Raw genomic sequence first — 19,096 nt, 5'->3', positions numbered from 1 at the left:
GATGAGCACCGCCACTTACACCGTCACCGGTATGACCTGCGGCCACTGCGTGAGCTCGGTCACCGAGGAGGTCGAGCAGATCGCCGGCGTCACCGCCGTCGACGTCGACCTCCCGACCGGCAAGGTCACGGTCACCAGCGAGGCCCCGCTGGACGACGCCCAGGTCAAGGGCGCCGTCGAAGAGGCCGGTTACCAGCTGCAGGCATGACCGGCGCGCGCCCCCTGCCCGGGGGCGCGCCCGGACGAACAGCGAGTGGAGTGGATCGGCATGAACAGCGCGACCAAGGTCGGCGTGTACGCCCTGGGACTCGCCGTCGTCTTCGGCGGCGCCGCCGGAGTCGGCAAGGCGGTCGGACCCGTCGGCGGCACCGCGGAGATGGCGTCCCATGAGGGCGACGGCCACGGCGGCGGGCACGGCGGCGGAGACGGCGGGGCGTCCCACGCCCCCGGCGGCCTCCAGGTCTCCGAGGACGGCTACACGCTGACCCCGCGCACGACCACCGTGACTCCGGGCGAGAAGACCGACTTCCGGTTCACCATCAACGGGCCGGACGGCAAGCCGGTCACCGGGTTCAAGCCCCTGCACGGCAAGCGGCTGCACCTGATCGTCGCGCAGCGCGACCTGTCCGGCTTCCAGCACCTGCACCCGACCGAGATCGGGGGCGGCGTCTGGAGCGTCCCGATCGAGCTGCCCGAGCCCGGCGTGTACCGGTTCTTCACCGACATCCAGCCGGACGGCGCGACCCGGCAGCTCACCCTGGGCACCGACGTCTTCGCCCCGGGCGACCTGCGGCCGGCGCCGCTGCCGAAGCCCGCGCAGGTCGCGAAGGTCGACGGGTACGAGGTCGCGCTCACCGGTGGCCTCACGCCCGGCAAGTCCACCGAACTCACGCTGACGGTGAGCAAGGACGGCAAGCCGGTCACCGACCTGCAGCCGTACCTGGAGGCGTACGGCCACCTGGTCGCGCTGCGGCAGGGCGACCTCGCCTACCTCCACGTCCACCCGGACGGGGAGCCGGGCGACGGGAAGACGGAGCCGGGCCCCGGCATCACGTTCTTCGCCGAAGCGCCCAGCACCGGCGCATACCGTCTGTACCTGGACTTCAAGCACGGCGACAAGGTCCGCACGGCGGAGTTCACCGTGCACGCGGGCGACGCCGCCGTCCCCGCCGGGCCCACGCAGGAACCTGCGAAGAAGCCGGGGCAGGGGCACGACGACACGCCGCACACGCACTGAACGTCCCACTCGATCGAGGCAGAGGAGGAGCGATGAGCACGGACATCGAGTCCGCGCGTATCGAGCTGGCGATCGGCGGGATGACGTGCGCGTCGTGCGCCAACCGCATCGAGAAGAAGCTCAACAAGATGGACGGCGTGACCGCGACGGTCAACTACGCCACCGAGAAGGCCAGCGTCGAGTTCGCCCCCGGGGTGTCCCCGGACGAGCTGATCGCCACCGTCGAGAAGGCCGGCTACAGCGCCGAGCTCCCCGCCCCGCCCCGGTCGGACGCCGCGGGCGGGGACGAGCCGGAGCCGGACGACGGGCTCCGCCCGCTGCGGCAGCGGCTGATCACCTCGGTCGTGCTGTCGGTGCCGGTCATCGCCATGGCGATGGTCCCGGCGCTGCAGTTCGACGCCTGGCAGTGGCTGTCGCTGACGCTCGCCGCGCCCGTCGTGGTGTACGCGGGCTGGCCGTTCCACCGCGCCGCGGCGATCAACCTGCGGCACGGCGCGGCGACCATGGACACGCTGATCTCGCTCGGCACGATCGCCGCGCTCGGCTGGTCGCTGTGGGCGCTGTTCTTCGGCACCGCCGGCGAGATCGGTATCAAGCACGGCTTCGAGTTCTCGATGACCCGCTCCGACGGGTCGATGAACATCTACCTCGAGGCCGCGGCCGGCGTGACCATGTTCATCCTGGCCGGGCGGTACTTCGAGACGCGGTCCAAGCGCCGCGCCGGCGCCGCCCTGCGCGCCCTGCTGGAGCTCGGCGCCAAGGAGGTCTCGGTCGTCCGGGACGGCCGCGAGGAGCGGATCCCGGTCGACAGCCTCGCGGCGGGGGACGTGTTCGTCGTCCGCCCCGGCGAGAAGATCGCCACGGACGGGACGGTCGAGGAGGGCTCGTCCGCCGTGGACGCGTCCATGCTGACCGGCGAGTCGGTCCCGGTCGAGGTCGGGCCGGGCGACGCGGTGGTCGGCGCGACGGTGAACGCCGGCGGCCGGCTGCTGGTCCGCGCGACCCGGGTCGGCTCCGACACCCAGCTCGCGCAGATGGCGCGGCTGGTGGAGGAGGCGCAGACCGGCAAGGCGCAGGTGCAGCGGCTCGCGGACCGGATCTCCGGGATCTTCGTCCCGATCGTGATCGCGCTCGCGATCGGCACGCTCGGCTTCTGGATCGGCACCGGCGAGCCGCTCGCCGGCGCGTTCACCGCCGCGGTCGCCGTGCTGATCATCGCCTGCCCGTGCGCCCTCGGTCTCGCCACCCCGACCGCCCTCATGGTCGGGACGGGACGCGGCGCGCAGCTCGGCATCCTGATCAAGGGCCCGGAGGTGCTGGAGTCCACCCGCGCCATCGACACCGTCGTCCTGGACAAGACCGGCACGGTCACCACCGGGAAGATGGCCCTGGTCGACGTCATCACGGCCGAGGGGGTGTCCGAGGACGAGGTGCTCCGGCTGGCGGGGGCGCTGGAGAACGCGTCCGAGCACCCGATCGCGCAGGCGATCGCGCGCGGCGCGGCCGACCGGGTCGGCGAGCTGGGCACGGTCGAGGACTTCGCCAACGTCGAGGGCCTCGGCGTCCAGGGGATGGTGGACGGCCACGGCGTCCTCGCGGGGCGCCCGCGGCTGCTCGCGGAGTGGTCGCAGCACCTCACGCCGGAGCTGGAGCGCGCCATGGCGGAGGCGCAGGCGCTCGGCCGCACCGCGGTCGCGGTCGGCTGGGACGGCGCGGCCCGCGCGGTCATCACGGTCGCCGACCAGGTGAAGCCGACCTCGCGGGAGGCGATCGAGCAGCTGACGGCGCTCGGGCTGCGCCCGGTCCTGCTGACCGGCGACAACGAGACCGTGGCCCGCACGGTCGCGGACGCCGTCGGGATCGAGGAGGTCATCGCCGAGGTCCTGCCGCAGGACAAGGTGGACGTCGTCAAGCGCCTGCAGTCCGAGGGCCGGACCGTGGCGATGGTCGGCGACGGCGTCAACGACGCCGCCGCGCTCGCCCAGGCCGACCTGGGGCTCGCGATGGGCACCGGGACGGACGTGGCGATCGAGGCGTCCGACCTGACCCTCGTCCGGGGCGACCTGCGGGCCGCGGCCGACGCGATCCGGCTGTCGCGCCGCACGCTCGGCACGATCAAGGGGAACCTGTTCTGGGCGTTCGCCTACAACGTGGCGGCGCTGCCGCTCGCGGCGACCGGCCTGCTCACCCCGATGATCGCCGGTGGCGCGATGGCGTTCTCCTCGGTCTTCGTGGTCAGCAACAGCCTGCGCCTGCGGCGGTTCAAGCCGCTGACGGGCTCCCGGGACGCGGCGGCCGCTCCGGCGGCCGGCGGCTGAGGCAGAACCGCGAGCTGAGGCAGAACCGCGAAGCGCGCGGCCCCGTCCAGGGGTCGCGCGCTTCGGCGTTTTCTGAGGTCAGGGGCGCAGGACGGCCAGCAGGGGCGCGAGCGCCGGGTCGTCCGCGGCGTCGTCGAGGGCCGCGGTGAGGGTCTCGGCGTAGGTGGGGGCGGCGTCCCGATGGACGGCGCGTCCCTCGTCGGTGATGACGGTGTAGACGCCGCGGCGGTCCTTGGGGCACATGTCGCGGCGGGTGAGGCCGGCGGTCTCCAGCCGGGCGACCAGGCGGCTGACGGAGCTCTGGTTGAGGCCGATGAGGTCGGCCAGCTCCTGCATGCGCAGCTCGCCGTCGGCGGCGCGGGACAGGCGGCACAGCGCCCGGTACTCCGACAGCCCGATGCCGTGGCGGCCCTGCAGCGCCTTGGATAGCCGGTGCTCGACGCGCCCGTGCAGGGTCACAACGCCGTCCCAGAGCAGACCGTCCGCCGTGACCGGCGCCTTCTCGTCCACGCTCATCCCGTACCCGCTTCCTGGTTGACACCAGCTTACATGCAGTGCGAATATCTGCATGCACATACAAGACATGCATGTACATGCAAATTGGAGTCCGGCATGATCGAACGCGTCGCCACTACCCCCGACTGGTACGAGCCGTACCGGATCTCGCAGGCGATCCGGGCCAATGGGTTCATCTACGTCTCCGGGCAGGCCGGCATCGACGAGCAGGGGCGGACGGTGCCCGGCGGCTTCCTCGACCAGGGGCGCCAGGCGTTCCGGAACGTCCAGCGGGTGCTGGCGGCGGCGGGCGCCGGCCTGACCGACGTCGTGAAGATCGGCATCTTCGTCCGGGACATGGCGGCCGACCTCGACGACGTCATCCGGCTCCGCGAGGAGTTCCTCAGCGAGCCCTACCCCGCCGACACCCTCCTCGAAGTGAGCTCCCTGGCCCAGCCCGACTGGCGGATCGAAGTCGAAGCCGTCGCGGTCGAAAGGTGAACACGATGACCAGCACGCTGCTGACCCCCTACGAAGGCCCGTACCTCGCGCTGCCCAACCGGATCGTCATGGCGCCCATGACGCGGGGGCGCGCGGACGACATGACCGGCGTCCCGCACCCGCTGACCGCCACCTACTACGCGCAGCGCGCGTCGGCCGGGCTGATCGTCACCGAGGGGCTGTGGCCGCACGTCCTCGGCAAGGGCGGGCCCGGCATCCCCGGCCTGGTCACGGACGCGCACGTCGCCGGGTGGCGCGAGGTCACCGCGGCCGTCCACGCGGCCGGCGGGACGATCTTCGCCCAGCTCTGGCACGTGGGACGGATGATGCACCCGCTCAACCTGCCGGACCGGGCGACGCCGGTCGCCCCCTCCGCCGTCCGGATCGAGAGCGAGCCGATCTACACCGCCGAAGGCGACGTCGAGCACGTCACGCCGCGCGCCATGACCACCGCCGAGGCGGAGGCGGCGGTCGCCGACTTCGCGGCGGCGGCCCGCAACGCGATCCGCGCCGGGTTCGACGGGGTGGAGGTGCACGGCGCGAACGGCTACCTGATCCAGCAGTTCCTCGCCGAGAACACCAACCGGCGCACCGACCGCTTCGGCGGGTCGCGCAACGGGCGGCTGCGGTTCGCGCTGGACGTGGTGGAGGCCGTGGCCGCCGAGGTGGGGCCCGAACGGGTCGGCCTGCGCGTCTCCCCGCACAACCCGGAGAACGAGATCGCCGAGGAGGACCCGCAGGGCACCTACCGGGCGCTCGTCGACGCCCTCGACCCGCTCGGCCTCGCCTACCTGCACGTCATCGAGCGGGGCGCCTACGGCGCGCTGGCCGACCTGCGCCCGCGCTGGTCGGGCACCCTGATCGGGAACTTCAACGGGCCGGAGCCGACGACCCGGCAGGCCGGGGAGCAGGTCGTGTCGGTGGGGCTGGCCGACCTGTTCTCCTTCGGGCGGCTGTTCATCTCCAACCCCGACCTGCCGGCCCGCTTCGCCGCGGACGCGCCGCTCAACCGGCACATCCCCGGGCTGGTCTACGGCGGAGGCGGCGAGGGCTACGTCGACTACCCGGCCCTCGCCGCCGCCGACGTCTAGAGCGGGACGTCCCAGAAGGCGAGTTCGTGGCGCATGCCCTCCAGGAAGAAGCGCTCGGCCGTCTCCGTGTCCGCCCCGGACTCGTCGATCATCTGCGCGATGCGGGCGGTCAGCTCGGCGAAGCCGGGGTCGGCGTAGGTGTCGACCCAGCGGCGGTAGCGCGGCTCGGACGGCGGGTTCTCGGCCAGCCGCTGCCCGAGCGTGGAGTAGCCCCACATGCAGGGGTACAGGGCGGCGAGGCCCTCGTCATAGACGGCGGCGCTCTCCAGCAGGAACGAGGTGTAGGCGACGCAGGCGGGGCCCTTCTTGGCGCCGTCCAGGTCGGCGTTGAACTCGGCCGAGAGGGAGCGGTGCAGTTCCATCTCGTCGTGGAAGGTCGAGTAGGCGAGGTCTACAAGGTCGCCTAGGTGGGCGTCGGGGGCCTGCCAGGCGAGGCGGGAGAACACGCGCACGTAGTCGTGCAGGTAGAGGTAGTCCTGTTCGAGCCAGGAGCGGAATACGGCCTCGTCAAGGTTCCCTTGGGCGATGCCCGCCACGGTGGGGTGCTTGAGCTGCTCCTCCACGAGGGGACGGCCGAGTTCTTCCAGATGTGCGGCGAGACTCATGGCCGCCAGTCTGCCCCAGCCCCGCCCTGACCTGGACATCACCCCGAAATGACCAGACCCCGCCGGGTCGGAAGACCCGGCGGGGTCCTGGTCGTGCGGCCGATGTGCGGGTCGCCTCTCGGCGAAAGGCACAACACGGCTCCAGCCGAACGGTATTCCGTGAAGGCAATAGGTGAGGCCCGGGGACACCAGGCACATCGGCCATCAGGTGTAACCGACGGGTCCCCAGGATTGTTCCCGGCCCTCCGCGAAGGTCCCGGTGCGCCGGATCGTGTGCCAGCCCAGGCGCGCCCCCAGGAGCGCGGTGACCACGGACTGGACGACCACCAGGTACATGAGCTGCCGGTAGACGAACTGCTGGAGCGGCAGCGCCCACAGCGGACGGACGGATTCGCCGTCCAGCCATAGGGCGTAGGCACCGGCGGCGGCCTGCGCGGCGACGAACGCCGTCCAGGTGAGGACGGGCAGGGTCGGGTCAAGAAAGACCAAGCCGAACAGGGCGAACAGGTCCACGGCGGGCGCGAACAGCGGAAGCAGCACCTGGAACACCGTCAGGTAGGGGAGGCAGCGGCGTCCGAAGCGTCCCGAGCCGCCGCCTTCGATGAGGGAGCGGCGGTGCTTCCACATCGCCTGCATCGTCCCGTAGCACCAGCGGTAGCGCTGCCTCCACAACTGCCTGAGGGACGACGGCGCCTCCGTCCAGGCGATGGCCTTCTCCTCGTAGACCACGCGCGCGCCGGTACGGCATATCGCCATGGTGAGGTCGGTGTCCTCGGCCAGAGTGTCGTCTGGCACGCACCCCACCTCGGCCAGGACCTTCCTCCGGAAGGCGCCGATCGCGCCGGGCACGGTCGGCATGCACTGCAGGACGTCGAACATGCGCCGGTCGAGGTTGAAGCCGATGACGTACTCGATGTGCTGCCAGCGTCCGAGAATGCCGCCCCGGTTCGCGACCTTGGTGTTGCCGCTGACCGCGCCCACCCTCGGGTCCGTGAACGGCGCGACGAGGTGCCGCAGGGTGTCGCGCTGGAAGACGGTGTCGCCGTCCACGAGCACCATGATGTCGGCCCTGGCCACGAACAGGCCGGCGTTGAGCGCGCTCGGCTTGCCGCCGTTCGGCTTGCGGATCAGGTGGACGCCCGGCAGGCCGAGGTCCTCGACGATCTCGGCGGTGCGGTCGGCGGAGCCGTCGTCCACCACGATCACCTCGACGCTGCCCGGATAGTCGGTGTCCAGGAGCGACGCGACGGTCGCGGCGATGCCCGCCTCCTCGTTGTAGGCGGGGACGATCACCGACACGGGCGGGAACGGATCGGGCGGCAGCTCCCCCGGCTCCCCGATGTCCGGCATGGGGGGCGGGCCCGGCCGGCGGACGCGCCGCATGTGGACGTGCGCGAACACCAGCAGCAGGATCAGCCGCAGCACGTAGAGGAGCCCGGCGACGGCGAACAGGGCGCCCATCGTCCCGGTGAGCGCGGACGCGGCGCGCTGCGCGGCGACCATCGTCCAGCCGACGGCCTTCTCGCGGGCGGGCACGCCGACCTCCGCCGCGGGCATGCCGAGCGCCTCGGTGACCGTCGTGAAGCGGTACCCCTGCGGCTGGAGCCGGGCGAGGATCCGCTCGACGGCCGCGACGGTCTCGGCCCGGTCGCCGCCCGAGTCGTGCAGCATCACCACCGCGCCCTCGCCGCGCCGCTCCGCCGCCAGCGCCGTCCGCACGATCGCGTCGGTGCCGGGCCGCGCCCAGTCCTCGGTGTCGCGGTCGGTGAGGACGACGATGTACCCGGCCGCGCCCGCCCGCTCGGCCGCCCGCCACTCCGGCGCCGTCAGGCCGTCCGGGCGGGACGAGTACGGCATCCGCATCAGCCGGGTGTGGACGCCGGCCGCGCCCGCCAGCGCCCGCTGCGTGAGGTCCATCTCCAGCCGCCCGCGCCACGCGGGCGCGGTGGCGAGGTCGGCGTGCGTGTACGTGTGCGAGCCGATCTCGTGGCCCTCGCGAAGGATCCGGCGGGTCAGCGCCGGGTTCTCCGCGACGCGCGCGCCGACCGTGAAGAACGTCGCGCGGGCGTCGTGGCGGCGCAGGACGTCCAGGATCCGCGGCGTCCACTCGGGGTCGGGGCCGTCGTCGAAGGTCAGCGCGATCGTCTTCGGCGGCATGCGGCGGCTGCGCGGCGTGGCGTCCGCGAGGTTCAGCACGGGCCCGCCGGTGAGGGCCTGGGAGGGAGCCGGGGAGGGGTGCGCCGGCTCGTCCCTGGGCGCCTCACCCAGGGCTCCGTTCGCGAAGCCGTCCAGCAGGAGGAGCACGGCGAGCGCCAGTCCGCCGAGCAGGAGCAGGATCCAGTGGCCCCGCGGTTCGCTGCGCCGCACGGTCAGGGGCTCTTCTTCTTGGTGTTGTTGCGTCCCCATGCCGGTGGCTCCGCCGTGGACCTGCCCGGATGGCTCGTGGACGCGGCCCCCGCCGGTGTGGTCGCCGACGCAGACGACGGCCTGGGCGTCGCAGGGGGAGCCGGTGCCGCGACCCGGCTGCTGGGTGTCGCCCTACTGGCGGCGGGCGATTCGGACCTCTCCGTAGGGGTCGGCTTGGCCTGGGGTTGGCTCACCTTCACGCGCGGATGCGGGGACGGGTCGCTCCATGGCGTCAAGGGCACATCGGTTCCCGTCGTCATACCGAGCCCCAGCGCGCCCAGGAACACGATGAGGAGGGAACCGGTGAGCAGGCCCAGCCGCCGCCCCAGGCGCGACCGCCACCCGGACGCGTCGACGAAGACGGGAGCCGCGGCCGTTAACGTTTTCGTCTCGGTGACGGGATCGGCCAAGGGGTCCGTCAGCGGGCGCGGTACCCGGTCCGCGGCTGGTGGGATACCCGTTACGAGAAGTTCGTCCCGGTCCTGCGGGCTGTTGCCGTTCATCGTCGTCCATCACTCTGAGGCGGGGAGAGGACGTCCCGGCGGCGCGGGAGTCATTCGTTCAGCGCGAACCCACGCGTAGGTGTCACACCACCGTGAGATTTTCTGCACAATGGCGCGATGGGCGAGGAGGAACTCGGTCGTGCGCTGCGGGCGGCGCAGGACGGCGACGAGGAGTCCTTCCGCATGCTCTACCGCGACGTCCAGCCCCGGCTGATCCGGTTCGCCGGCGCGATCGTCGGCGCGGACGCCGAGGACGTGACCTCGGAGGCGTGGCTGCAGATCGCCCGCGACCTGCGCTCGTTCCGCGGCGACCTCGACGGCTTCCGCGGCTGGACCGCCACGATCACCCGGCACCGCGCGCTGGACCATCTGCGCCGCAAGTCCCGCCGCCCCGGCTCCGACCTGCCCGCCGAGGAACTGGTCACGATGGCCGCGGACGGTGACACCGAACTCGACGCCCTGAACGGCATCGCCACCGAGGAGGCACTCCGGCTGATCTCCGAACTCCCCCGCGACCAGGCCGAGGCGGTGCTGCTGCGCGTCGTCGTGGGCCTGGACGCCAAGTCCGCCGGCAAGGTGCTCGGCAAGCGCGCGGGCGCCGTCCGCACCGCCGCCTACCGCGGCCTGCGCCGCCTCGCCGACCGGCTGTCGGACGGCGGCGCCGAGCGGTCGCTGGTCCGGGGTGACAAAACCGGCGGTACGGGCGCTGAAGGGGTGTCATGAGCGACCACACCGAGGCCGGACGGCTCGACGAGCGCACCGCCGAGCGCCTGCTCGACGGCGCCGGCGGGCACCCCGCCCTGCACACCCTGCTCGCGGCGGCCGCCGCCCCCGGCCGCGCGGCGGAGATCGCGGGCGAGGACGCCGCCGTCGCCGCCTTCCGGTCCGCGCCGCCCGCGGCCCGGCCCTCCCGGCTGGCCGCGGTGCGCCGCTTCCTGACCGCAAAGGTCATCGCGCTGGTCGGCGGCTGCCTGCTCGTGCTGACGGGCGGCGTCGCCTACGCGACCGGGCACTTCCCCGGCATGGAGCCGGCTCCCGCGCCGTCCCCGACGCAGCAGGAGTCGGAGGGCGGCGGCCACGACAGCACACCGGCGACGCAGTACTCGCCGTCGCCGCTGCCGAGCCAGTCGCCGTCGGTGTCGTCCTCGTCGTCCTCGTCGTCGTCGACCTCCTCGCCGTCCGCGCCCTCGTCGGCGCCGGGCCATGAGCACGGCAAGCCGGCCTCGCCGGGCAAGTCGACCCAGAGCCCGAACGCGCACAGCACCAGCCCGCCGCCGCGCGGCCCCGACAACGCCAACGGCAACGGCGACGGCAAGAAGCCGAGCGCCACGCCCACCAAGAGCAAGGACCGGGGAGCGGACGCTGGCGTCCCCATGGTCGGGGCGCCGGACGGCGCCGGCGACCCGCGCCGGTGACCGTCCCGGCGGTCACAGGCAGCCCTCGAACTGCGGGACCTCCAGGTCCGACAGGTCGAGGCCGGACGTGCCGAACCATTTGGCCATGAACTTCCCCATCGTCCCGTCCTGGTACATCTGGGTGATGGCCCGGTTGAGGGCCTCGCAGCCGTCGGGGTCGCCCATGCGGATCGCGATGCCCGTGCGCCGCTCGCCGAACCTGGCGTTCAGCAGCCGGAACCCGGCGCCCTGCCCGGTCTTCAGCCCGGCCAGGATCGTGTCGTTCGTGGTGATCGCGTCGATCCGGCCGTCCCGCAGCATGGTCATGCAGTCGGCGTAGGACCGCGCCGGGACCGGCACCGCCGGCACCTGCCGCTCCACGGTCACGGCCTCGGCCGCGCCCGACCCGGTGACGGCGCAGATCTTGCGGCCCTGGAGGTCGCGCACGCCGCGCACGTCCCGCTCGCCGTCCCGGACGAGGATGTCCTGGTACGACAGCAGGTACGGCCCGGCGAACGCGAGGCGCTGCTGCCACTCGGGCTCCAGCCAGAACGTCAGGACCATGTCGACGTCGCCCTCGCGGAGCAGGCGCTCGCGGTCGCGCGCCAGCGCGGGGACGAACCGGACCCGCTTCCCGAGCCGCTGAGCGAGGTAGCGGGACACGTCCACGTCCAGGCCCTCGAACGTCCCGTCGGGGCGCCTGAAGCCGATGCCGGGCAGGTCGGGCCGGACGCCCGCCACCAGCGTGCCCTTGCCGAGGATGGACGCCGCTTCGCCGCCGCCGCAGCCGCTGAGCGCGGCGCACGCCGTCACCGCCGCCGTCCCGGCCGCGATCAGTCGCCGCATACTCCGGACCCCCGACTCGTCAGCGCGGTGCCCGCCCCGGCGGAGCGCCGGGGCGCACTGCGATACAAAGTCGCAGCCGAGCGGGGACGGCTCCAGCCCGTGACCGGATCCGGCCCATCGCACTACGGTGCGTCGCGCTCCGGGGGGTCGGTGATGAGGGCGGCGAGGGCCGCGGCGAACCGCTCGGGGGCGACGTCCGCCGGCGGGCGGCCGAAGAAGCCGCGGGACAGCTCGTAGCCGGTCAGCGCCGACACCACGACCGCGAGCAGGGCGTGCGGGTCGTCGTGGCCGTCGCCGTCCGGCATGTCGCGGGTCAGGTGCTCGGCCTCCTCGGCGATGCCCTGGTCCACCAGGACGCTGCGGATCCGCCGCGTCACCTCGGGGAACCGGCCGTGCTCCCGCGCCAGCAGGTTGATCAGCGGCCGGACCCGGGCCAGGTAGTCGAGCTGCTGGACGAGCCGCCGGGCCAGCGCCGCGCGCGGATCGTCGTCGACGGGGCCGCGCTCGAACTCCTCGCGGTGCCGCCGGGCCCGGTCCAGTTCCCGCTCCAGGACCGCGCGGAACACCTCCTCCTTCGAGCGGAAATGCCGGTAGAAGCTGCCGCTGCCGGGGGACAGCCCGGCGAGTTCCTCGATGTCGGTGACCGTGGTGCCGCCGAACCCGTGCTGCTGGATCAGCTCCAGGGCGGCGTCGAGGACGCGGTCGCGCGTGGTGGAGGGCACGTCTGCAAGATAGTTCTTGCGCATGCAAGAAGGTTCTTGCACACTGCTGGATCAAGAGCTCTCGGAAAGGCCCCCGCCATGGCAGCGATGCGCGCTTCGTCCGCCCGTTCCCTCCGAACCGTCCTGGCCGCCGCGCTGGTCGCCGCCGCAGGTGCTGTGGCCGTCTCTGCGACTCCCGCGCAGGCGGACGTCGTCGTTTCCCCGCAGCAGCGGAATTGGGTGCTGCGGGACGCCGCAGGACGTGAGGTCACGCTGCGCGGCTTTAATGTCTCGGGCAGTACGAAGCTCTACGAGAACGGTCTACTGCCGTTCCGCAGCACGGCCGACGCCGTGAAGTCGGCGCAGGCGATGCGCGACCTGACCGGCGCCAATGCCGTCCGCTTCCTGATCAGCTGGGAGGGCGTCCAGCCTGCCCCCGACCGGATCGACAACGCCTATCTCGACCGGGCCATCGCGCAGATCAGGGCGTTCACCGACCGGGGAATCCGCGTCCTGCTGGACTACCACCAGGATCTGTACTCGTCACACCTGTTCAACTCCGGCAGCTGGTACACCGGGGACGGCGCTCCGAAATGGGTGATCGACGCGGGCGGCTACCCGAAGGAGTCGTGCGGGATCTGCATCATGTGGGGCCAGAACATGCAGACGAACACCGCCGTGCGCAAGGCCGCCTACGACTTCTGGCGCAACCGCGTGCTCACCACACCGGCCGGTCAGATCGGCGTCCAGGACGCCTACATCGCGCAGGCCAAGGCGACCATGGCGTACCTCAAGCAGAAACTCCCCCAGTCGGCGTTCGACAACATCCTCGGCCTCGACGCGTTCAACGAGCCGTTCGACGGCGGCCTCGACGGCAAGAACGGCACCGACTGGGAGAAGAACTTCCTGATGCCGTTCTACCAGCGCGTCCGCACCGCCATGGACGAGGCCGGCTGGACGGCCAAACCGGCGTTCGCCGAGCCGCTCGTCTTCTGGAACACCGGGTTCTTCGAGCAGGGCGGAATGACGACCGTCGGGCAGCTCGGCACCCGGTTTGTGTTCAACAGCCATTACTACGACGGGGCGCGCATGACGCTCGACCCGACCGCCGCGTCCGACGGGACGTACGACGCCGCGATGAACGAGATCCGGCAGCGCGCCGCCGACCTCGGCACCGCGCCGCTGGTCTCGGAATTCGGCAACAAGATGTCGGACGGCCGCACCCCGTGGATGATCCGCGCCATGTACCAGGCGATGGACTACGGCGTTCCCGGCAAGAACTGGTGGAGCGCGCCCGCGTCCGGCGGGCAGGTGCTGTCGTCCATGCAGTGGCACTGGGACATCTACAGCGGCCGGCACCACGAGCTGATGAACGGCAATCCCGACAAGGTGCAGACCGAGGGCGACGGCTGGAACGACGAGGACCATTCCGTGGTGGCCACCGACGACGCGGGAACCGTCGCGCTCCGGCTGGACCGGCGCGTCCTCGACCGGCTCTACCCGTCCGCCGTCAACGGCGACACCCTGGCATTCGCCTTCGAGGACCTGGCCCGCTCCGGCTACGGCGGCACCGGGCAGGAGAAGGCGTGGCTGACCGCGCCGTCGTCCCTTACCGCCCTTCTCCAAGGGCGCCAGTACGGCATTCTCGTCTGGCGTTCAGCGGGTACGAGCGCACCGACCGAACTGCACCTGCCGAACTCCTTCGCCCCGTCCGGCACGGCCATTGTGAGCGACCTGGCGACGCTCAACGGCGTCCCGGCGTCCGGCCCGATCGCGGCCGTCGCCGAGACCGGTTCCGCGACGGCGAAGAAACTGCGGATCACCGCTCAGGACAATGCCGTCCACTTCGCACTCGTGGTCAACACCGCGACCGGCACCCCGCCCACCGAAGCGCAGCTCGGCGCCGCCCGCACGGCACTCTCCACCTGGCTGACCGAGGAATTCCCCGCCGCCGCTAACTGAGGTGGCGAAGCGTTCCGGTGTCGGCGACCGACCGGTAGTAGCACGTCGGACGGGCCTCGCCGGACGCGTCCTTGGTGTGGCAGGCCCCGCCCGTCGTGCGGTTGACCAGGTACAGCAGGGAGTTCTGCTCGCAGTTGACGCGGACGTCGACCAGGCTCAGGACGTCCCCCGAGGTCGCGCCCTTGCGCCACAGCTCGTTGCGGGACGTCGACCACAGCACGGCGATCCGCTCGTCCAGCGTGGCCTTGAGCGCCTGGTCGTTCGCGTAGCCGATGAACAGGACGTCGCCGCTCGCCGCGTCCTGCAGGACGACGGGCACGACCCGCGCCCCGGTCGCCGCGACGCCGGCGAGCTTGTCGAAGTCCAGGGTCAGCCGGGTGCCTTCTTCGAGTTCGTTCACCCCGCCATCCTGCCCGCCGAACCCGCCGCCGGCGCCCCATGACACTCAGACGACCCCGGCGGCGAGTGCCACGAGGGACCGGACGAGCGGGCTGGGCCGCGCCACCACCGGGCGGCTCGGCGAGGGCGTCGGCTGCTTCTGCGCCGAGCATCCCGCCTAGTCTCCGGCGCGCCGCGTGAGAATGGTCGCGGTCGCCTCGTCCGCGGGCAGGAACGCTTCGAGGCGCAGTTCCGACAGCGTGACGTCGACGGCGGTCGCGAACGACGTCAGCGTGGTGATGAGGCGCAGTTCGCCCTCCGGTACCCGCAATAGCAGCGGCACGGCGAAACCCAGGTGGCCGGCGGGCGACTCCAGGTCGGGCAGGTAGCCGTCCAGTTCCTCGATGAGCGCCGCGAGCCCCGGAGCGGGCGCGCGCCGGGCCTGGTCGCGCAGGCTGCCGGTGATGTGGCGGCCCCATTCGGCCAGGTTCCCGACCCTGCGGGCCATCCCGTCCGGATGCAGGGCGAGGCGGAGCACGTTGACCGGCGGTTCCAGCAGTGCGGGAGCGGCGCCCTCGGACAGCACGGCGAAGGCGGGGTTGGCGGCGACGAGTTCCCCGTACGGCCGGACGACCACCGCCGGGTACGGCATGTGCCCGTCCAGGATGCGCTCCAGTGCCTCGTGTACCGGCCCGAGTTCAGGGGCGTCCAGCCTCGACTCCGGGTAGATCGGCGCGTAACCGGCGGACAGCAGCAGTTCGTTGCGCTCCCGCAGCGGCAGTTCCAGGGATTCGGCGAGCCGCACCACCATGGCGCGTCCGGGCCGCGAGCGCCCCTGTTCGAGGAAGCTCAGATGGCGCTGGGTCGTGTCGGTCCGGATCGCGAGGTCGAGCTGGCTGAAACGGCGGCGTTCCCGCCATCGCCGCAGCTCACGGGCGAACTGGTCGGATTCCGTCGGCACCGTCATGCCCCCATTCAAACGGGGCGCCCCGCCGTTCCGCGATTCCCTGCGGGGAATCGCCGCCCCGCAGGCCGGGCCCGCACACTGCTCGCCATGAGCGACACCTTCGACGCGAAACGACTGACCGACCGGTACATCGCCCAGTGGAACGAACCCGACCCGGCGGAGCGGAGCGCCCTCATCAGGGAGCTGTGGGCGCCGGACGCGCTGCACGTGCTCGTCAACCCGCCGGAGGCGATCCGGGACGCCGCCGCGGGGCTCGCCGTCCCGGCGCCGCCGCTGGACGTCCGCGGCCATGACGCCTTGGACGCACGTGTCACCAGGGCTTACGAGATGTTCGTCGCGCCTGGCGAGCACGTGTTCGCGGCGGCCGCAGACCCGGTCGTCCTGGCGGCGAACGTGGTCGCCGTCCGGTGGTCGATGGTGACGGCCGGCGCGCACGAGACGGTCGGCGGCGGCCTGGACGTCCTCTTCCTGGATCCCGGTGGCCGCATCCGGACCGATCACCAGTTCGTCGGCTGATTCCGCTACGCGGCCAGGATGGACTGGACGGTCGCGATCACGACCCGGGCGGTCTCCTCGGGCTTCAACCGGTCGGCGCGGTTCTCCTCGGCGGCGCCGTGCAGAACGTAGTGCACGACGTTGACCAGCCAGTCGATCGGCATGTCGGTGCGGAAGGCGCCCTCGTCCTGGCCTCGGCGGATGAGCTCCTCGACGCGCTTCGCGGACCCGGCGTGCATCTCCCGGACGCGTCCGGCGGGAAGGACGCCCTGGGCCGCGGCCAGCAGGGCGGTCGACTCGGCCACGAGCGCCCAGCTCGATTCGAGCAGCCGGCTCAGGACGTCCCGCGCGGGCCCGTCGAGATCGACGTCCGACAGCACCTCCTCGCCGTCGCGGAGCGCGTCGGCGAGGGCGGCCTCGACGAGTTCCCGCCGGTTGCGGAAGTGGCCGTAGAGCGTCATCCGCCCGACGCCGGCGGCCTTGGCGATGTCGTCGATGCTCGCGTTCGGATCGACGCGCAGGCACTCGCGGGCCGCGGACACGATGCGGGCGATGCTGCGCTCGGCGTCCGCGCGCCGGCGGCGGCCGGTAGGGGCGGTGGGCATGCCCGCATCTTAACTCGTACTGCCTCATACGTGTTACTCTCCAAGAACTCGTATGGGGAAGTACGAGTTAAGGAGACATGATGCAACAACAGCAGACATCCGCGCACCCGCTGCGCTGGCGCATCCTGGGCTTCCTGGGCGTGGCCCAGCTGATGCTGATCCTCGACGTCACCGTCGTGGCCATCGCGCTGCCGCACATGGAGACCGACCTGGGTCTCAGCCGCCAGGCCGTGACCTGGACGGTCAGCGCCTACACCCTGACCTTCGGCGGGCTGATGCTGCTCGGCGGCCGCACCGCCGACCTGATCGGCGCCAAGCGCGTCGTCCTCGCCGGACTGCTGATCTTCACCGCCGCGTCCCTCGCGACCGGCCTCGCCGGATCGGCCGAGGTCCTGCTCGGCGGCCGCATCGCCCAGGGACTCGGGGCCGCGCTGCTCTCTCCCGCCGCCCTCTCCCTCGTGGTCAGCCTGTTCGACGGCGACGAGCGGAACCGGGCGCTCGGCATCTGGTCGGCGCTCGGCGGTGGCGGCGCCGCGCTGGGCGTCCTGCTCGGCGGGGCGCTGACCGCCGGCCCCGGCTGGCCGTGGGTCTTCCACGTCAACGTCCCCATCGGCGTGGTGATCATCGCGGCGCTCGCCCGGATGCTGCCGCACCAGCAGGTCACCGCGCCCCGTCCCCGGCTGGACGTGCTGGGCGCGCTCCTGGTCACGGCCTCGTCCGGCGCGCTGATCTACGCGTTCATCCGCGCCGGCGACGACGGCTGGCTCACCGCCGCGACCGGCGTCCTGATCCTGCTCGCCGCGCTCGGCTACCTGGCGTTCGTCGTCCGGCAGCGGACCGCCCGCTCGCCCATGATGGACCTCTCCCTGCTGGTCAGGCGGCCTGTGGCGACCGGCACCTTCCTGATCCTGATGGCGACCGCCCTGATGATCGCGGTGTTCTTCCTCGGCACGTTCTACTTCCAGCACGCGGAGGACTACGGCGCCCTGCGCACCGGCCTGCTGTTCCTGCCGGTGGCCGTCGCGACGATGATCGGCGCCAACGTCACCGGCCGGACGATCGCCACGATCGGCGCCCGCCGGCTGGCCGTGGTCGGCCTGCTCACGGCCGCGCTGGGCATGGCGCTGCCCGTCCTGTCGCTGCACCCGGTGTCCGTCGTGATCGGCACGGCGGTGGCGGGCGCCGGCACGGGCGCGATGTTCGTCGTCGCGTCGGCGACCGCGCTGGGGCAGGTGGCGCCGCACGAATCCGGCATCGCGTCCGGCATCGTCAGCACGTTCCACGAGTTCGGCGCGTCCATCGGGGCCGCGGTCATCTCCAGCGTCGCCGCCGCGAGCCTCACCGGCGACACCCTCGACGGCTTCACCGACGGCTTCGTCCTGGCCGCGGTGGCCGCCGCCGTGGGAGCCCTCGCGGCCGCCGCCCTCACCCCGCCGCGCGACCGCGCGCCGCAGAGCACTTGACCCTGACCCGCGGGTCAAGGGTTAGCGTCTCGGCGCCGTTTCCGGGCACCGTGCCCGGACGCCCGAGGAGCGTCCGATGTCGTCCACCACATCCCGCATAGTGCGGCTCACCGCCCTGCCGGACGGACTGCCGCAGCCGGAGCACTTCACCGTCGAACAGGCACCCATGCCGGTGCCGGACGACGGTGAAGTGCTCGTCCGGAACCGCTTCTTCCAGGTCTTCCCCTCCTTGCGGACCCTGATCGGCGGCGGGGTGGAAGGCACCCCGTTCCCGGCGCTGCGTCCCGGCGACGCGCTGTTCGGAGCGGCGATCGGCGAGGTCGTCTCGGCGCCGCCCGGCTCCACCTCCTGGAGGGCGACGGCCCCACGTGCGCGGCGCAGAGCAACGGAACCGCCCGCCGTCGCCTCGCGGCCCTCGACGCCGAGATCGCCCGCCTCACCCTCCTCCGCGACACCCTCGCCGCCGAACTCGACGTCTAACCGGACAGCCTGAGAACCCCGAACGCACGGTCGAGCAGTGCGGCGCGGTCGGCCGTGCCCCCACTGCGGAGCCATTCCCGGTCGGCCGCGTCCAGGGCGGCGGCGGCCGCTCCCGTGAGGAGGTCGGCGGTGAAGGCGTCCACCCCGCCGCCGGGCCGCTCCCGCAGCGCGGCGCTGATCAGCTCGCGCATCCGGTCCCGCTCGGCGTGCAGCCGCGCCCGGAGCGCGGGCGCCTCCTCGATCAGCCGGAGCGTCCGCAGGTCGGGTTGCGCCGCGTGGATCGCGTCCTGCCACTCGCGCAGCACCGCGCATAGGCACGCCCATGCCGCCTCATCGCCGGGACGTCCGCGAATCGCCTCGGCGACACGTTCGGCGACGTCCCCCGCCTCGCCGAAGACCACGTCCTCCTTGGACGGGAAGTACCGGAAGAAGCTGCGCCGCGACATGCCCGCCGCCGCGGCGATGTCCTCCACCGTCGTGCCCTCGTAGCCGCGTTCCAGGAACAACTCGACCGCCAGGGCCGACAGCTCCGCCCGTACCGCCCGCCGCGTCCGCTCCCGCAGCCCCGCCCGCTCTCCACCGCTCACGCATGGAGGATACTTCTGGCACCTGCTAGCGTTTGTGTCACTCAGTGCCAAACATGACAGGA

General features: G+C 72.4%; 20 protein-coding genes. 11 read left to right on the top strand and 9 right to left on the bottom strand.

What is annotated here, in order from left to right; all coding sequences use genetic code 11:
• The first annotated feature begins 1 nt into the window (after position 1).
• The 3 genes from AB0K34_RS16985 to AB0K34_RS16975 are packed head-to-tail and all read left to right on the top strand — an operon-like array spanning position 2 to position 3,555.
• A complete protein-coding gene (locus AB0K34_RS16985) occupies positions 2-208 on the top strand; it encodes a heavy-metal-associated domain-containing protein (protein WP_364549530.1) in 207 nt (68 codons plus the stop codon).
• Between the two features lie 60 nt (positions 209-268).
• Positions 269-1,237: a hypothetical protein gene (locus tag AB0K34_RS16980; RefSeq protein WP_364549527.1), complete on the top strand. Its 969-nt coding sequence runs from the start codon at positions 269-271 to the stop codon at positions 1,235-1,237.
• 32 nt (positions 1,238-1,269) lie between these two features.
• Positions 1,270-3,555 (top strand): heavy metal translocating P-type ATPase, encoded by a 2,286-nt coding sequence (locus AB0K34_RS16975; RefSeq protein WP_364549524.1) that lies wholly within the window; start codon positions 1,270-1,272, stop codon positions 3,553-3,555.
• Positions 3,556-3,633: 78 nt separating this feature from the next.
• On the opposite strand, the gene AB0K34_RS16970 is transcribed toward AB0K34_RS16975, so the two are convergent.
• Positions 3,634-4,071, bottom strand: coding sequence for a MarR family transcriptional regulator (locus tag AB0K34_RS16970; protein WP_364549521.1), 438 nt, complete (start codon positions 4,069-4,071; stop codon positions 3,634-3,636).
• Between the two features lie 96 nt (positions 4,072-4,167).
• Here AB0K34_RS16970 and AB0K34_RS16965 point away from each other — a divergent pair, with 96 nt between their 5' ends.
• Together AB0K34_RS16965 and AB0K34_RS16960 are read left to right on the top strand one after the other, a co-directional pair.
• Complete coding sequence (locus AB0K34_RS16965; protein WP_364549518.1) at positions 4,168-4,551, top strand: RidA family protein; 384 nt, start codon at positions 4,168-4,170, stop codon at positions 4,549-4,551.
• Positions 4,552-4,556: 5 nt separating this feature from the next.
• A complete protein-coding gene (locus AB0K34_RS16960) occupies positions 4,557-5,642 on the top strand; it encodes an alkene reductase (protein ID WP_364549515.1) in 1,086 nt (361 codons plus the stop codon).
• Here the strand turns inward: AB0K34_RS16960 and AB0K34_RS16955 are convergent.
• Together AB0K34_RS16955 and AB0K34_RS16950 are read right to left on the bottom strand one after the other, a co-directional pair.
• Positions 5,639-6,247: a transcriptional regulator gene (locus tag AB0K34_RS16955; protein WP_301174050.1), complete on the bottom strand. Its 609-nt coding sequence runs from the start codon at positions 6,245-6,247 to the stop codon at positions 5,639-5,641. The genes AB0K34_RS16960 and AB0K34_RS16955 overlap by 4 nt on opposite strands.
• Positions 6,248-6,451: 204 nt before the next feature.
• Positions 6,452-8,653: a bifunctional polysaccharide deacetylase/glycosyltransferase family 2 protein gene (locus tag AB0K34_RS16950; RefSeq protein ID WP_364549512.1), complete on the bottom strand. Its 2,202-nt coding sequence runs from the start codon at positions 8,651-8,653 to the stop codon at positions 6,452-6,454.
• A 620-nt stretch (positions 8,654-9,273) separates the two neighbouring features.
• On the opposite strand from AB0K34_RS16950, the gene AB0K34_RS16945 reads away from it, so the two are divergent.
• Together AB0K34_RS16945 and AB0K34_RS16940 are read left to right on the top strand one after the other, a co-directional pair.
• On the top strand, positions 9,274-9,879 hold the full coding sequence (locus AB0K34_RS16945; protein ID WP_138637378.1) for an RNA polymerase sigma factor: 606 nt from the start codon (positions 9,274-9,276) through the stop codon (positions 9,877-9,879).
• Positions 9,876-10,571: a hypothetical protein gene (locus AB0K34_RS16940; protein ID WP_364549509.1), complete on the top strand. Its 696-nt coding sequence runs from the start codon at positions 9,876-9,878 to the stop codon at positions 10,569-10,571. The genes AB0K34_RS16945 and AB0K34_RS16940 overlap by 4 nt, the downstream gene beginning before the upstream one ends.
• Before the next feature lie 12 nt (positions 10,572-10,583).
• Here the strand turns inward: AB0K34_RS16940 and AB0K34_RS16935 are convergent, their stop codons facing one another.
• Both AB0K34_RS16935 and AB0K34_RS16930 read right to left on the bottom strand, forming a co-directional pair.
• Positions 10,584-11,396: a transporter substrate-binding domain-containing protein gene (locus AB0K34_RS16935; RefSeq protein WP_364549506.1), complete on the bottom strand. Its 813-nt coding sequence runs from the start codon at positions 11,394-11,396 to the stop codon at positions 10,584-10,586.
• Between the two features lie 122 nt (positions 11,397-11,518).
• A complete protein-coding gene (locus AB0K34_RS16930; protein ID WP_364549503.1) occupies positions 11,519-12,118 on the bottom strand; it encodes a TetR/AcrR family transcriptional regulator in 600 nt (199 codons plus the stop codon).
• Positions 12,119-12,205: 87 nt separating this feature from the next.
• On the opposite strand from AB0K34_RS16930, the gene AB0K34_RS16925 reads away from it, so the two are divergent.
• On the top strand, positions 12,206-14,059 hold the full coding sequence (locus tag AB0K34_RS16925; protein ID WP_364549500.1) for a cellulase family glycosylhydrolase: 1,854 nt from the start codon (positions 12,206-12,208) through the stop codon (positions 14,057-14,059).
• On the opposite strand, the gene AB0K34_RS16920 is transcribed toward AB0K34_RS16925, so the two are convergent.
• Both AB0K34_RS16920 and AB0K34_RS16915 read right to left on the bottom strand, forming a co-directional pair.
• Complete coding sequence (locus tag AB0K34_RS16920; protein ID WP_364549497.1) at positions 14,052-14,459, bottom strand: phosphoribosyl-AMP cyclohydrolase; 408 nt, start codon at positions 14,457-14,459, stop codon at positions 14,052-14,054. The genes AB0K34_RS16925 and AB0K34_RS16920 overlap by 8 nt on opposite strands.
• 156 nt (positions 14,460-14,615) lie before the next feature.
• Positions 14,616-15,404: a helix-turn-helix transcriptional regulator gene (locus tag AB0K34_RS16915; RefSeq protein WP_364549494.1), complete on the bottom strand. Its 789-nt coding sequence runs from the start codon at positions 15,402-15,404 to the stop codon at positions 14,616-14,618.
• 87 nt (positions 15,405-15,491) lie between these two features.
• Here AB0K34_RS16915 and AB0K34_RS16910 point away from each other — a divergent pair, with 87 nt between their 5' ends.
• Complete coding sequence (locus AB0K34_RS16910) at positions 15,492-15,920, top strand: hypothetical protein (protein ID WP_364549492.1); 429 nt, start codon at positions 15,492-15,494, stop codon at positions 15,918-15,920.
• 5 nt (positions 15,921-15,925) lie between these two features.
• On the opposite strand, the gene AB0K34_RS16905 is transcribed toward AB0K34_RS16910, so the two are convergent.
• Positions 15,926-16,504, bottom strand: a complete 579-nt coding sequence (locus AB0K34_RS16905) for a TetR/AcrR family transcriptional regulator (RefSeq protein ID WP_301174041.1) — start codon at positions 16,502-16,504, stop codon at positions 15,926-15,928.
• Between the two features lie 77 nt (positions 16,505-16,581).
• On the opposite strand from AB0K34_RS16905, the gene AB0K34_RS16900 reads away from it, so the two are divergent.
• Both AB0K34_RS16900 and AB0K34_RS16895 read left to right on the top strand, forming a co-directional pair.
• Entirely contained in the window at positions 16,582-17,967 is a 1,386-nt protein-coding gene (locus AB0K34_RS16900) for an MFS transporter (protein WP_364549489.1), read from the top strand.
• 76 nt (positions 17,968-18,043) lie between these two features.
• A complete protein-coding gene (locus AB0K34_RS16895) occupies positions 18,044-18,460 on the top strand; it encodes a hypothetical protein (protein ID WP_364549486.1) in 417 nt (138 codons plus the stop codon).
• On the opposite strand, the gene AB0K34_RS16890 is transcribed toward AB0K34_RS16895, so the two are convergent.
• A complete protein-coding gene (locus tag AB0K34_RS16890) occupies positions 18,444-19,034 on the bottom strand; it encodes a TetR family transcriptional regulator (RefSeq protein ID WP_364549483.1) in 591 nt (196 codons plus the stop codon). The two genes, AB0K34_RS16895 and AB0K34_RS16890, sit on opposite strands and share 17 nt — an antisense overlap.
• Positions 19,035-19,096: the final 62 nt, after the last annotated feature.

The sequence above is a fragment of the Actinomadura sp. NPDC049382 genome, assembly GCF_040677125.1.
Classification (GTDB): Bacteria; Actinomycetota; Actinomycetes; order Streptosporangiales; family Streptosporangiaceae; genus Spirillospora; species Spirillospora geliboluensis.
The sequence above is the reverse complement of the archived record's forward strand: the minus strand, read 5'-3'. Positions and strand labels throughout refer to the sequence as shown.

Coding starts and splice junctions, on each gene's coding strand:
- AB0K34_RS16985 (WP_364549530.1), top strand. CDS start 2: ATGAGCACCGCCACTTACACCGTCACCGGTATGACCTGCGGCCACTGC.
- AB0K34_RS16980 (WP_364549527.1), top strand. CDS start 269: ATGAACAGCGCGACCAAGGTCGGCGTGTACGCCCTGGGACTCGCCGTC.
- AB0K34_RS16975 (WP_364549524.1), top strand. CDS start 1,270: ATGAGCACGGACATCGAGTCCGCGCGTATCGAGCTGGCGATCGGCGGG.
- AB0K34_RS16970 (WP_364549521.1), bottom strand. CDS start 4,071: ATGAGCGTGGACGAGAAGGCGCCGGTCACGGCGGACGGTCTGCTCTGG.
- AB0K34_RS16965 (WP_364549518.1), top strand. CDS start 4,168: ATGATCGAACGCGTCGCCACTACCCCCGACTGGTACGAGCCGTACCGG.
- AB0K34_RS16960 (WP_364549515.1), top strand. CDS start 4,557: ATGACCAGCACGCTGCTGACCCCCTACGAAGGCCCGTACCTCGCGCTG.
- AB0K34_RS16955 (WP_301174050.1), bottom strand. CDS start 6,247: ATGAGTCTCGCCGCACATCTGGAAGAACTCGGCCGTCCCCTCGTGGAG.
- AB0K34_RS16950 (WP_364549512.1), bottom strand. CDS start 8,653: ATGGGGACGCAACAACACCAAGAAGAAGAGCCCCTGACCGTGCGGCGC.
- AB0K34_RS16945 (WP_138637378.1), top strand. CDS start 9,274: ATGGGCGAGGAGGAACTCGGTCGTGCGCTGCGGGCGGCGCAGGACGGC.
- AB0K34_RS16940 (WP_364549509.1), top strand. CDS start 9,876: ATGAGCGACCACACCGAGGCCGGACGGCTCGACGAGCGCACCGCCGAG.
- AB0K34_RS16935 (WP_364549506.1), bottom strand. CDS start 11,396: ATGCGGCGACTGATCGCGGCCGGGACGGCGGCGGTGACGGCGTGCGCC.
- AB0K34_RS16925 (WP_364549500.1), top strand. CDS start 12,206: ATGCGCGCTTCGTCCGCCCGTTCCCTCCGAACCGTCCTGGCCGCCGCG.
- AB0K34_RS16915 (WP_364549494.1), bottom strand. CDS start 15,404: ATGACGGTGCCGACGGAATCCGACCAGTTCGCCCGTGAGCTGCGGCGA.
- AB0K34_RS16910 (WP_364549492.1), top strand. CDS start 15,492: ATGAGCGACACCTTCGACGCGAAACGACTGACCGACCGGTACATCGCC.
- AB0K34_RS16905 (WP_301174041.1), bottom strand. CDS start 16,504: ATGCCCACCGCCCCTACCGGCCGCCGCCGGCGCGCGGACGCCGAGCGC.
- AB0K34_RS16900 (WP_364549489.1), top strand. CDS start 16,582: ATGATGCAACAACAGCAGACATCCGCGCACCCGCTGCGCTGGCGCATC.
- AB0K34_RS16895 (WP_364549486.1), top strand. CDS start 18,044: ATGTCGTCCACCACATCCCGCATAGTGCGGCTCACCGCCCTGCCGGAC.